This is a genomic window from Helicovermis profundi, from assembly GCF_033097505.1.
GTDB lineage: Bacteria > Bacillota > Clostridia > Peptostreptococcales > Acidaminobacteraceae > Helicovermis > Helicovermis profundi.
In genome coordinates this window covers 893,913-907,198 of record NZ_AP028654.1, presented here as the reverse complement: position 1 = coordinate 907,198, position 13,286 = coordinate 893,913, and the positions used below count along the sequence as shown (strand labels likewise).

Genomic DNA, 13,286 nt, shown 5'->3' with positions numbered 1-13,286 from the left:
CCTACCTATCATTTTCTGAATATGACATATTAAAGCTTTTATTACAAAGAGGAAAATCTGGAACGATTTCATCTAAAACTGCTTCAGAAAGTCCCTGCCAATTTGTAAATGAAGGAGTTTTAAAATACAATCTATCGAAATTGTTATTTTCTCCAACCTTTCCATAAACAATTAATTCACCTTTAACAGTTTCTACAATAGCAATTCCTTCGGTACCATTTTTAAGTCTAATTACAGGTCTATCTCTTTTTATGTCATTTGAAATACTATCAATTGATTTATAAATAAAGGTAAATGCATCATAAAGTTCGGCTATTTTTACTTTATATCTTTCAAAAACTCCACCAATTTCTTCAGTGTTATTTTCTATTTTTAATTTACTATATGTTTCATATGGAAAACTTTTTCTTACATCGTAGTTTAATCCACTTGCTCTCGCTACTGCTCCAGTAAGCATAAGTTTTTTAGCTTTTTTCATTTTTACAATTCCCGTATTTTCAACTCTATCTAAAAAAGTAAAAGATTCAAGTGTTATGCCAATAATGTATTTAATTCTTACAAGTAAATTTTCTAAAGTATCTTTAACATATAAGAGTTTTTCTTTATCCACATCAATATTGATGCCTAGCGGGATAACAGTATTTCTCATATATCTACTCCCAGTAAGATTTTCACACAACTGTTTTATTATTTCTGACATATAATTTAATTTTTTTGATGGATAAGAAAATCCAACATCTGTGCATATACCTGCAATATCCGCTAAAAAATTGTGAATTCTTTCAAGTTCAAGTAGTATAACTCTAAAAGATTTTATATCCGGATTTACAGTTTCTTTAAGAAGCTTCTCAACTAGTTGAGCATAAAGCACACTATAAGCAACGCTTGACTCACATGCAATTCTTTCAAATAATAAATTTAATTTATTAGCATCCATATTTTCTGCTATTTTCTCAATACCACGATGCTTATAACCTAGTCTAATTTCAAGGTTTTCAATTTCTTCCCCTATTACACTAAATCTAAAATGACCTGGTTCAATTATACCAGCATGAATAGGTCCAACTGGAATTTGAAAGCCTTCATCACCTATAATTTGTTTGAATTTATAGTTATTTATTTCAAATTTTTCATTTATTTTTCTATCAATTTCAAAATCTTTTCTAAGAGGATAAACTCCATCTTCCCAAATTTCATGCTTAACAATATGTCTTGTTTCTTTCCCACCATTTATTTTAAGTCCAAATAAATCTGAAATTTCTCTTTCAAATAAATTTGCTTGTTCAAATACATCTTGAAGTGAAACAATAATATCTTCACTTATATAACGAAGTGTTATAAAATAACCATTTTTGCTATTTGTAAAAAGAATATTAATCATAAATTTACTAGAATCCACTTCATAACAAAATTCACCAATAAATTTGAGTTTATATTTTTTCTTAAGTAAAAGTGAGATTGCCTGTACATTAAACTGAGTGCAATTTGAATATATTTCATTATCGTTTAAGATTTTACTTTCGCTACATCCTACTGTCATTAATTCATCTTTAAAATCATTAATATTCACTATTATCACACTCCTATAATGACTCTAACAGCATTATTTATTATTCCATTTATACTATCAGTAAATAAACTTATATAAATAATTATTGAAAATAATACTATTAAAGGTATAATATTTTCCCTATCTAATTTACTTTTTTCATGTTTTTTATCTATAATTTCACGTTCCCTAGAAAAAATCATTTTTATAAAAACATTTACAAAACCAGAGAAAACAATTAGTAAACAAATTAAAAATATAAAAGCTAAAATATAGTTACTATTACTAATTAAAGAAATAAGTATACTATACTCACTAATAAAGGCTGCAAATGGTGGTACACCCGTAATAACAAGTATACCAATTATTAGTAGCACTGCATTAATTGGCATAACTTTAATAATATTTTTTACGTTTTCAATTTTTTTAGTTTTATATACATTTAAAATATTACCAGAAATAAGAAACAAATATGATTTTGCAAAAGCATGAATTATCGAATGAAGAAGAGCACCATAAAGCGCTAAACTTGATCCAACACCAACTCCTATTGCAATAATCCCAATGTTTTCTACTGAAGAAAATGCAAGTAATCTTTTGTAATTTTTTTGCCTAATAATAGAAAATGAAGATATAAAAAGTGAAATAAATCCAAAAATTAAAAACATATATCTCATGTTAATAAGACCAGGTACATTTTTTAAAATTAGATAAAATCTAATTACAAAATACATAGCTAAATTTAGTAGTACTCCTGACATCATTGCGCTTATTGGTGAAGGTGATTCACTATGTGCGTCAGGCAACCAAGTATGCATTGGAGCAAGTCCTGCTTTAGTTGCTACACCAACAAAAATAAAACCAAAGGCATATTTAGCAATCTTTGGATTAATAAAACTAAAATTACTCATTAGATAATTCCAACTAAGCATATCACTAGATGACGAACCAGTTGAAAACAAGAAAAATATAATTCCAATAAGTCCAATTCCAATTCCAACCGAACAAATAATAACGTATTTCCAAGCTGCTTCAAGCGATAATTTATGTCTATTAAAACCTATTAAAAATGCAGTAGAAAGCGTTGTAGCTTCAAGTCCAATCCACATAAGAATAATATTATCTGCTGATGCAACCACCATCATTGAAAAAACAAATAAATTATAAAGTAAATAATAAATTTTTACTCCAGAAGTTTCAATTTCTTTCTCATGAATTTCATGCAAAATATATTTATGAGAATATAATGAAACTATAAATGAAACCACACTTATAAGACTAATCTGTATAAAATTTAGTCCATCAATTACTATTATTCCATTTAACAAAATAACGCTGCTAGTAGTAGATAATTTAAAAAATATATCTATTGCAAGTAACACTAATGATGCCATAGTAAATATTGTAGCATATGATACTAATTTTGTTTTTTTGCTTAATGATGTTATAACTAGCGCACATGCTAGTAGTATTAAATATATATATATCATATTCTACTCCTTTAAATCAGTAAGAAAATCTGTATTAACACTGTCAAATGTTCTGTTTATATGAAAAATCATTATTCCCATAATAAGCGCTAATATCAATACTTCAAATGCCATTCCAGCTTCTAGAACCATAGGAATTTTAATAGAAGAAATTTCAAACAAAATAATTCCATTTTCTAAAATCAAAAAACCAAACATTTGAGTAATTGCTTTTCTTCTGCCTACAATTACAGTTGCTCCAATTAAAACTAAAAATACTGCTGTTTTAAAATAAACATTGTCAAAACCTTTAAAAAAAGCTGCAATTAAAAGAATATATATACTTGATAAAATAAAAGAATAATATCCATTAATAACTAAATTAAGTTCTCTATTAACTTTTAATTTCTTAATAGATACATTAACTATATATGGTATTGCTATAACTTTAACTAATACAGTTATTAAAGCTAAAATGTAAAAATGTTCTTCCCCATAAGTATATCCAAGACCTATACATAGAAGACCAATAGCTAATGACTGAAAAGTGAAACTTGCAATAACTATCTTTATCCTGCTCGTTCCTGAAATTAATATTCCAGAGATAATAATAATTGCAATAAATAGCTGAAGCATATCTTTTCCTCCTTATATGAAATAACTCAATGAAATTGCTGCAATAATTAATGAAAATGAAACAGCAATTAAATCAGGAGCTCTAAATAATCTTGATTTTGCAATTAAAATTTCAATAAATGAAATAATACTTATAACAATTATAACTTTAACTAAATACATTCCAATCGATATACATAAAGAAGCAATTGAAATAATATTAGTTAATCCAAATGGAATAAATATGTTTATAAGCATTGTAAGTAAAACTGAAAACTTAATCATTGATGCAAGCTCAATATATGCTAAATCTTTACCCGATACATCAAGGACCATTGCTTCATGAATCATAGTTAATTCAAGATGTGTTTCTGGATTATCAACTGGAAGTCTTGCATTTTCAACAAGTACCACAATGAAAAATGCTACAAATGCTAAAATATTACTCGTTGTAAACATATTTTCATTTATGCTACTGTTTGAAATTTGAAATATATTAAATGTTCCCTTTTGAAAATATAAAAACATTATAACTAAAAACACTACTGGCTCTACGAGCATTGATAAAAATAACTCTCTACTACTTCCCATTCCTCCAAACGTTGAAGATGAATCAAGACCAAGCAGAGTATTAAAGAACTTAATAATTCCAAGTAGAAATATTATAATAATCATATTTCCTAAGATATTACTTGAATTTGTATAGAAAATTGGAATCATAAATGCTGAAGTTATTGCAGCACTAAGTGAGACTATGGGAGCTATTATTGTAATAAATGAACTTTTGCTTGATCTTAAAGTGTCTTTATTAAAAAGTTTATATATATCATAATACACCTGAAAAATACTAAGGCCTTGATACCCTCTTAAAAAAGCTTTTATTTTTTTTAATACTCCTGAAAAAAGTGGAGCTAAAAATATTAATATAATACTACTTACTGCTAAAAATATATTGTAACTCAAAATTATCCCTCCATTACTTTGTGATAAAAACGTTTAAAGAAATCTAAACTCTATTAAAGTAATATATATATTGTAAAAGTCGTAGCTGTAAGTGCAATAAATATATATAGTACATAAATTCTAACTTTCCCAAGATGAATTCTAACAACTTTTTTAGAAATGTAATTTACTATATTTAAAGTAGGAGTATAAAGATAATTTTCACAAATATCAAATATATTGTTACTTAAGTGAATTACCGATGAAACTTTGGTATTTTTTGAATACCCTTGAACTTTTGCAAACAACCTTGTTTGCGGCTGAGAAAAAGCGTTTGATGTATACTGCATTTTATTTGATTGATTAACAAATCCGCATCCCCATGTATCGGAATATACTATTTTAGTTTTACTACTTAGAATTTTATTAATAATCAAAATAATAGTTACTACAGCAATAAGAATAAGTGAAACTTTAGTTAATTCAGTGTTAATATTAAATAAAGATGAATTTAAATTTATACCAGAAAAACTTTCACTCATTAGCAGTATTAGCTTTTTTATAATAAATGGAGAAAATACTCCTAGTATAATACACTCAATCGCTAATATTCCAAGACCTATATTCATAGTAAGTGGAATTTTATGAATTTTTTCAGCTTTTTTAGTTCTAGATGATCCTAAATATGTCATACCATAACTTTTAACAGCAGCAAATAATGCTCCTCCGCTAGTAAGAGCAATTATTGCACCCGAAAAAAGTAAAACAACAACTACCCAAATATCATTTATCATCTTTGGACCATATATAAAGTTTTTAAATATTAAAAATTCACTTGCAAATCCATTTAAAGGCGGAATAGCCGAGATTGATAAAGTACCAATAAAAGCGGCAATGCTTGCAAATTTCATTTTGCTATAAAGCCCGCCGAGTTCATTCATATTTTTTGTACCAGTAGCAAATAAAACACTTCCAGCACTCATAAACAATAAGCTTTTAAATACAGCATGATTTAATATATGAAATATTGCTCCAACAAAAGCTAAAAGGGCAAAATCATACATACCATAGTGCTTAAATACAAGTGAAAGTCCAATTACACTCGCAATAATTCCGATATTTTCTGCACTTGAATATGCTAGTAGTTTTTTTATATCCTTTTGAACAATTGCATTTAGAATTGCATATATTGCAGTAATTACTCCAATAATAACTAAAGCTAAAGAAAATGGTAAAGAAACTAGACCAATAAAATAAAAACTAACTCTAATAAGACCATATATAGCTACCTTTAACATAAGACCTGACATAAGAGCAGATGCATTTGAAGGCGCACTCGGATGTGCTTTTGGAAGCCAAGCATGAAGCGGCATAAAACCAGCTTTTGCTCCAAACCCAAATAAAGCAAGTACAAATACTACAATAGCTTTAGAACCAACTACTAAATTTGACCTATGTGCTATTCCCACAAAATCAACATATCCTGTGTATTTATATAGAAAAGCAAACATAGTCATTAGAAAAAATCCACTAATATGCGTCATTATCAAATACATAATTCCATTCTTAATATTAATAAAATTTTTATGTTCATAAATAACTAAGAAAAATGAACTTACCGACATAATTTCCCAAAATACTATAAAAGTAATACTATCTTTTGCAAGTACTACGAGTAGCATTGAAAGAATAAAAATTGTTGTTAAAAAAACATTGTAAATTCTTGAATATTCATCTTTGTATTCTTTAATATAACCAAAAGTGTATATAAAAACTGGTATAGATATTAAAAGAATTGTAAACACAAAAAACAAAGATAAATTGTCAATTAATAAGCCATTGTTAAATAAAATTGAAATCAATTAATCCTCTCCTTAAAAAAAATATATATTATAATTATTTCTTTACTCCCTAAACATCTACCTTAGTATACTCCTTAGTTATATTATTTCAATATATTTTTCATCAATTAATTGCATTCAAATATAATATTGCATTAAAATCATAACAATGTTATTGCTATATCTAGTTTTTTTATCTTATATAATAATATTTTAAGTAACTATACTTAAAAATCAAATGATATAACACTCTTAAAATTCATGATTATGTTATAATATATTAAGTAAAAGTTAAAGCTTTTTAAAACTATATACATATTGAAAAGGAGATAACTTATGAAAATGTTTGGAAGTGACAATGATTCTGGAGTGCATAGCAAGATACTTGAAGCTATAGTTAATTGTAATAAAGAACACGAAAATCCATATGGATATGATACTTACAGCGAAAAAGCAATTAAAAAATTTAAGGAAATCTTTACTGAAAAAGCAAATGTTTTTTTTGTTCCTAATGGTACAGCAGCAAATGTAGTTGGCCTCTCTAGCCTACTTAGACCTTTTGAAGGCGTTGTGTGCGTAGATAACGCGCACATCAACGTAGATGAATGTGGTGCATTTGAAAGATTTACTGGTTCAAAAATTCTTACAGTACCTCTTAGAAACGGTAAAATTTCAACTGAAGATATTACACGGTTACTACTTGCAAAGGGTGATGAACATAGAACTCAGCCAAAAGTAATATCAATTAGCCAAGTTAGTGAATCTGGAACTATCTACACTTCTAACGAGATAAAAGAAATAGCTGACTTTGCCCATAAAAACAATATGCTATTACATGTTGACGGAGCAAGAATTTCAAATGCTGCAGCTGCTCTTGATATAAGCTTTAAAGAAATGATTGTTGATACAGGTGTTGATTTACTTTCATTTGGAGGAACAAAAAACGGAATGATGTACGGGGAAGCAATTATTTCTTTTAATGAAGAAGCAACAAAAAATTTGCTATTTGCAAGAAAACAAGGTATGCAACTAATATCAAAAATGAGATATATTTCTGCACAATTTATCGCTTATTTAGAAAACGATTTATGGAAAAAGACTGCTTCTCACGCTAATAATATGGCGAAATTATTAGTTGATGGAGTAAAAGAAATTAAAGAAATAAAAATAATTGATAGCCCTGATGCAAACATAATTATTGCAACTATACCAAAAGAATGGATTGAACCACTTCAAAAGAAAACATATTTTTACCTACTAGAAGAACCTACTAATTTAGTAAGATGGGTTGCATCATTTGACACTTTAGAAAGCGAAATAAATGAATTTATTGATGAAATAAAGAGACTTGCGAAAAATTAGTAAAATTTTCATAAGGAGATGATACTATGAAAACTATCTTTTATCCTAAGCTAACTATTAATATGAATCATCTAAAAAAAAATATCAGTGAAATATCAAATTTGTGCGCTAAAAATAACATTGCAATAACAACTGTAATAAAAGGATTTAATGGCATTACTCAAGTTGATAAAGCTTTTATAGATAATAATATTAAATCAATTGGGAGTTCAAGAATTGAGCAACTAGAAAAAATCAAGGAACTCAATCCTTCAATTGAAACTTTATTAATACGAATTCCTTCAATTTCAAATCTTGAAAGAATCATTAAATCTGCTGATGTTAGCCTAAATTCAGAATATGATGTAGTTAAAAAAATAGATACATTATGTAAAAAACTAAATATTAAACACAGTGTTATATTAATGTTTGATTTGGGTGATTTAAGAGAAGGCTTTTTTAACGAAAATGAATTCATTATGGCTGCTAAAAATATTGAAAATAATTTGAGTAATATTTATTTAAAGGGAATTGGAACAAATTTAGGCTGCTACGGATCAATAAAACCTAGTATAAAAAATCTAACCAGACTTTCTTCCATTGCAGAAAACATTGAAACTATTATAGGAAGAAAACTCGAAATAATTTCTGGAGGAGCATCTACATCACTTAGCATGTTAAAAAATAATACTATGCCAAAAAAAATAAATCACCTAAGAATAGGCGAAGCTATATTAATTAATAGAGATTTAGAGGAATATTGGGGTTATGATTTTAGTAATTTATATAATGATATATTTACTTTAAAAGCTGAAATTATTGAAATCAAAAATAAACCTTCATATCCAGTTGGCGAAATTTTTATAGATGCTTTTGGCAACAGACCAACCTATACAGATATAGGTATAAGAAAAAGAGCTATATTAAATATTGGTAAACAGGACTTTGGAGATCATACAAAACTGATACCTACCAATAAAAATATTAAAATCATTGGCAGTAGCTCAGATCATTTAATAGTAGATATAACAGATTGTAAAATTGACTATAATCTTGGAGATATAATTTCCTTTAATTTATACTATGAAGCAATGTTGTTTTTAAGTAGATCTGAATATGTCGTTAAGGAATTAATTTAATATTAAACAATAAGACAACACATAAACAAAAAAGGACATCAAATTTTGTAAAATCAATTACAAAACTTTGATGTCCTTTTTAGAGTTTAAAACTATATAACAATATCTCCATTTTCCATTACTACTATTTGTTCACCATTTTCTTTTATTCCAACTACAGATAAATCTTTTGTTCCATACATAAAATCAACATGGACTAAAGAATCATTTACACCGTTTTTAAGCATTTCTTCTTTTGTCATATTTTCACCATTTTCAATACATGTAGGATATGCTTTTCCAATTGCCAAATGACATGAAGCATTTTCATCAAACAATGTATTATAGAACATAATATTCATATTTGATATAGGCGAATCATAAGCTACTAAGGCAACTTCTCCAAGATAATGTGAGCCTTCGTCTGTTTCAACTAAACTCTTTAATTGCTCATATCCTTTTTTTGCTGTAAAATCTACAATTCTACCTTCTTTAAAAGTTAAAGAAAAATCTTCAATTAAAGAACCATTGTAATTAAGCGGTTTTGAACTAACTACTACACCATTTACACCATTTCTTTCAGGCATTGAAAAAACTTCTTCTGTTGGCATATTTGGAAAAAATCTTGTCCCTTTTTCACAGTGCTCACTACCACCATCCCAAATATGTCCTTTAGGAAGATTGATTTCTAAATCTGTACCTATTTCATTTTTAACTATTAAAGTTCTAAAATTATATTCGTTAAGTTTTTCTTTATAATTTTTTAAATTTGTATTATGAGTTTCCCATGCAGCAATTGTATCTTCTTTATCTGCTCTTACAGCTTTAAATATTGCATCCCACAATTTTTCAGTAGCTTCATCTACTGTAACATTTGGAAATACTTTCTTTGCCCAGCCTTTAGTAGGAACAGATACAACTGACCATACATTTTTACTGCTCATCATTCTATCTCTATATTCCTTAATTTCTGGCTCAGCAGCTTTTTGGAATCTAACCATTTTGCTAGGATCAACATCCTTCATCATATCAGGATCAGATGCAGATATTCTTAAAAAAGCAGCATCTTTTCTAACTAGTGAAAGATAAAATTCTTTTTCATAACTTGGAAATTCATCAAATACTTCATCATTTGCCATCATATATTTCATTTTAGTAAATTCTTCATCAGCCCATTTTACAATAACTTCACGAGCGCCTTCATTGTAAGCTTTTTCAGTTATTAATTTAGCAAATTCTCTGCTTTCCAAGGGAGAGTGAATTACGAGAATTTGATTTTCTTGAATATTCAACCCCATTTTAACAACAAGCTCAGCGTACCTTTCTAACATATTAATATTCATATTATCACCTTTCATGTATTTATTTTTATGCAATATCTGTATATAATTAGAATACCATATTTTGAAGCCATAAAAATGTTTTTGTATGGTAAATTTTATTAACATTTCTTAACATTTTTGTTTTAATCTAATTTACTATGAAATCTTTTGACTGCCATAATTAATAAGAATAATCCTATTGCAGTAACTCCAAGTACGTCTTTCCATAAAAATTCTAAACCTATTCCTTTTAATATAATTCCTCTTAATATATTTAAAAAATACGTAAGTGGAATTACATTTGAAAGTAATTTAATTGCGTAAGGCATACTTTCAATTGGAAACATAAATCCTGATAATAACACAGTCGGAAGTATTGAAACAAATGATAATTGCATTGCTTGAAGCTGATTTTTTGAAACAGTAGATATGAGTATTCCAATCGCAAGTGATGTAATAATAAAACCAAATCCTAAAACTAATAGTAAAAAAAGACTACCTTCAATCGGAACTTTAAAAAACCAGGTTCCAAAAAAAAGCGCAACAATAAAATCTATACTTCCAATTAAGACATAAGGCACCATTTTCCCGTATATTAATTCATATGGTTTTAAAGGTGATACTAATAATTGCTCAATTGTTCCAGATTCTTTTTCCCTTACAAGTGCAAACGCCGTAAGCATAACCGTTATATTTTGCATGATTAATCCGATAAGTCCTGGTATAATAAATTTTGTACTCTCCATATTAGTGTTATACCATACTCTAGTCCTCATTTCAGGTAAAGTGATATTTCCTTCGCCTATTACACTAATATTATACATATTGGATACTAAAACTCCGCTTTGAAGAGCTTGCCTTGCAATAGTTGGATCAGTTCCATCAATTATAAGTTGACTCGATGGATTTTCTCCTCTTTTAAGTTTTTTACTATATCCACTTGGAATAATTAATGCAGCTTTTACCTTTGAAGAATCAATTAAATTCTCAATATCATTCATATTATCAAGTTCATCACTTATAATAAAATAATCTGAAGCAACGAATTTTCTTGCTAATTCTCTACTTTCATATGTTTTATCACCATCATAAACTGCAAGCTTAATATGATTAACATCAGTAGTTATTGCAAATCCAAATAACATTATATATATGAAGGGCATTATAAGAACTACGCCAAGACTTGCAGGATCTCTAAAAACATGAATAAATTCTTTAACTACAATACTATTAAATCTTCCAAAATTAAATTTCATTATTTTCACTTCCACTTTTAGATTCATTTTCATTATTACTTAAAAATTTTATTTCTTCGAATGAACTTTTCACTTTTTCACCTGTAATTTCTTCTACATATCCAATAAAAACATCTTCTAAAGTCTCTACCTTTTTACTCTCTATTAATTCTTTAGGTGTCCCCTTCGCAATAACACTTCCATTAAAAATAAAAGAAACATAATCACAGCTCTCAGCTTCATCCATATAGTGAGTAGTAACTAAAACAGTAATTCCTTGTTTTGAAAGCATAAATATAAGCTCCCAAAATACTCTTCTAGCAACTGGATCAACTCCTGCTGTTGGCTCATCAAGTATAAGTATTTCAGGTTTATGAACAAGAGCACAGCCAAGTGCTAGCCTTTGTTTCCACCCACCAGAAAGATTTTTAGTAATCTGATGTTCCCTTCCATTTAATCCAGCCATTGATATTAATTGTTTTATTCTTTCATCTCTTTTTTTACCTTTTATTCCATATAAACTCGCAAAAAATCTTATGTTTTCGAGAACAGTCAAATCTTGATACAAACTAAACTTTTGTGACATATAACCAATTTTACTTTTTATTTTCTCAGATTCATCATATATACTAATTCCATCTATAGTTCCTTCACCGCTAGTTGGTGTGAGAACTCCGCAAATCATCCTAATTGTTGTTGATTTTCCAGCACCATTTGGTCCAAGTATTCCATAAATAGAACCTTTTGGTATACTTAAATTAAGTCCATTAACTGCAGTAAGTTTACCAAAAGTCTTATTTAAATTTTTAATTTCTATTATATTAGTCATTATTTTGTCCTTCTTTATTATCATTTAAGTCTACATCTAAAAACATTCCGGGTTTTATTATATTATTATTATCTGTAATCTTAATTTTTACTTCATAAACCATTTCTTGTTTATTTTCTTTTGATTCAATATTTTTAGGAGTAAATTCAGCTTTTGAGGAAATATATACTATTTTACCTGATATTTGTTTACCTTTTAAAAACTCATCAGTAAATGATACATTTTCACCTAAGCTTATAGTATTTAACTCTTTTTCAGGAACATATATCTTTAGAAATATACTTTTTAAATCCACTACTGTTATAGCTTTTTTCACCGGACTTATAAGTTCTCCAACTCCATAATTAACATTTTGTATGGTTCCATTGATTGGCGAAGTTAAATTTGATTTTTTTACTATTTGCTCTAAGTCTTTTATTTCCAAATCCTTCAAATCAACATTAAGCTTGGCTTTATTAATCGTTTCTTCATTTGAACCACTTTTTACTTCTTGGTAAGATTTTTTTAATGCATTATATTTTTTTATTAGAACGTTCTTTTTAGAATTTTCATTGTCAAGCATTCTCTTTGCACTGTCAAGATTAACTTTAGTTTCTGCACCACTATTATATAAATCCAAAATTTTATTATAATTATCCTCTAGAAATTTTATTTCTTTATTTGCACCATTTATCTCAGAATTAATACTCTCTACATTATATTTCGCACTATCTATCAAATTGTCACTATTGCCATTTTTTATGTCATTATAAGTTAATTCGGCTATTTCTTTAGCAAGCTTTGCTTTTTCTAATTTTATTTTTATATCTTCAGTATTTAGTCTAATTAATGATGAACCTTTTTTTACTAAGTCACCGTCTTTAACAAAAACATTATCTATTACACCTGAAATTTCTGAAGAAATATCAATTTCATCTGCTTCAACACTTCCAGTAAAACTTAAATTTCTATTTTCTTTTGCACATCCTGTTAAGAAAATTAACATAAATACTAATAAAATTACGATTTTTTTCAAATTTACCACC

Annotated in this window: 11 protein-coding genes; 2 read left to right on the top strand and 9 right to left on the bottom strand. The window is 27.4% G+C overall.

Features of this window, described 5'->3' with window-relative positions; genetic code table 11:
* Position 1 precedes the first annotated feature (1 nt).
* The 5 genes from AACH12_RS03900 to AACH12_RS03880 are packed head-to-tail and all read right to left on the bottom strand — an operon-like array spanning position 2 to position 6,437.
* Entirely contained in the window at positions 2 to 1,570 is a 1,569-nt protein-coding gene (locus tag AACH12_RS03900) for a hydrogenase large subunit (protein ID WP_338536769.1), read from the bottom strand.
* 5 nt (positions 1,571 to 1,575) lie between these two features.
* Complete coding sequence (locus AACH12_RS03895; RefSeq protein ID WP_338536768.1) at positions 1,576 to 3,039, bottom strand: proton-conducting transporter transmembrane domain-containing protein; 1,464 nt, start codon at positions 3,037 to 3,039, stop codon at positions 1,576 to 1,578.
* A gap of 3 nt (positions 3,040 to 3,042) precedes the next feature.
* Complete coding sequence (locus tag AACH12_RS03890) at positions 3,043 to 3,654, bottom strand: hydrogenase (RefSeq protein WP_338536767.1); 612 nt, start codon at positions 3,652 to 3,654, stop codon at positions 3,043 to 3,045.
* Between the two features lie 12 nt (positions 3,655 to 3,666).
* The gene (locus tag AACH12_RS03885) at positions 3,667 to 4,596 is read right to left on the bottom strand and encodes a respiratory chain complex I subunit 1 family protein (RefSeq protein ID WP_338536766.1); all 930 of its coding nucleotides are present in this window, start codon (positions 4,594 to 4,596) and stop codon (positions 3,667 to 3,669) included.
* A 53-nt stretch (positions 4,597 to 4,649) separates the two neighbouring features.
* Positions 4,650 to 6,437 carry a proton-conducting transporter transmembrane domain-containing protein gene (locus AACH12_RS03880; protein ID WP_338536765.1) on the bottom strand — a complete coding sequence of 596 codons (1,788 nt, stop codon included), beginning with the start codon at positions 6,435 to 6,437 and terminating at the stop codon, positions 4,650 to 4,652.
* Positions 6,438 to 6,752: 315 nt separating this feature from the next.
* Here AACH12_RS03880 and AACH12_RS03875 point away from each other — a divergent pair, with 315 nt between their 5' ends.
* Complete coding sequence (locus tag AACH12_RS03875; RefSeq protein ID WP_338536764.1) at positions 6,753 to 7,778, top strand: threonine aldolase family protein; 1,026 nt, start codon at positions 6,753 to 6,755, stop codon at positions 7,776 to 7,778.
* A gap of 26 nt (positions 7,779 to 7,804) precedes the next feature.
* Entirely contained in the window at positions 7,805 to 8,896 is a 1,092-nt protein-coding gene (locus AACH12_RS03870; RefSeq protein WP_338536763.1) for an alanine/ornithine racemase family PLP-dependent enzyme, read from the top strand.
* Between the two features lie 92 nt (positions 8,897 to 8,988).
* Here the strand turns inward: AACH12_RS03870 and AACH12_RS03865 are convergent, their stop codons facing one another.
* From AACH12_RS03865 to AACH12_RS03850, 4 genes are all read right to left on the bottom strand, one after another.
* Complete coding sequence (locus AACH12_RS03865; protein ID WP_338536762.1) at positions 8,989 to 10,218, bottom strand: aminopeptidase; 1,230 nt, start codon at positions 10,216 to 10,218, stop codon at positions 8,989 to 8,991.
* Between the two features lie 122 nt (positions 10,219 to 10,340).
* On the bottom strand, positions 10,341 to 11,453 hold the full coding sequence (locus AACH12_RS03860; RefSeq protein ID WP_338536761.1) for an ABC transporter permease: 1,113 nt from the start codon (positions 11,451 to 11,453) through the stop codon (positions 10,341 to 10,343).
* Positions 11,443 to 12,261 (bottom strand): ABC transporter ATP-binding protein, encoded by an 819-nt coding sequence (locus AACH12_RS03855; protein ID WP_338536760.1) that lies wholly within the window; start codon positions 12,259 to 12,261, stop codon positions 11,443 to 11,445. The genes AACH12_RS03860 and AACH12_RS03855 overlap by 11 nt, the downstream gene beginning before the upstream one ends.
* Complete coding sequence (locus AACH12_RS03850; RefSeq protein WP_338536759.1) at positions 12,254 to 13,276, bottom strand: HlyD family secretion protein; 1,023 nt, start codon at positions 13,274 to 13,276, stop codon at positions 12,254 to 12,256. Before AACH12_RS03850 ends, AACH12_RS03855 begins: the two co-directional genes overlap by 8 nt.
* Between the last annotated feature and the right edge of the window lie 10 nt (positions 13,277 to 13,286).

Bases quoted from the DNA above. Each gene is read 5' to 3' on its own strand.
- AACH12_RS03890 (WP_338536767.1), bottom strand. From the start codon at position 3,654: ATGCTTCAGCTATTTATTGCAATTATTATTATCTCTGGAATATTAATT.
- AACH12_RS03875 (WP_338536764.1), top strand. From the start codon at position 6,753: ATGAAAATGTTTGGAAGTGACAATGATTCTGGAGTGCATAGCAAGATA.
- AACH12_RS03895 (WP_338536768.1), bottom strand. From the start codon at position 3,039: ATGATATATATATATTTAATACTACTAGCATGTGCGCTAGTTATAACA.
- AACH12_RS03870 (WP_338536763.1), top strand. From the start codon at position 7,805: ATGAAAACTATCTTTTATCCTAAGCTAACTATTAATATGAATCATCTA.
- AACH12_RS03855 (WP_338536760.1), bottom strand. From the start codon at position 12,261: ATGACTAATATAATAGAAATTAAAAATTTAAATAAGACTTTTGGTAAA.
- AACH12_RS03860 (WP_338536761.1), bottom strand. From the start codon at position 11,453: ATGAAATTTAATTTTGGAAGATTTAATAGTATTGTAGTTAAAGAATTT.
- AACH12_RS03865 (WP_338536762.1), bottom strand. From the start codon at position 10,218: ATGAATATTAATATGTTAGAAAGGTACGCTGAGCTTGTTGTTAAAATG.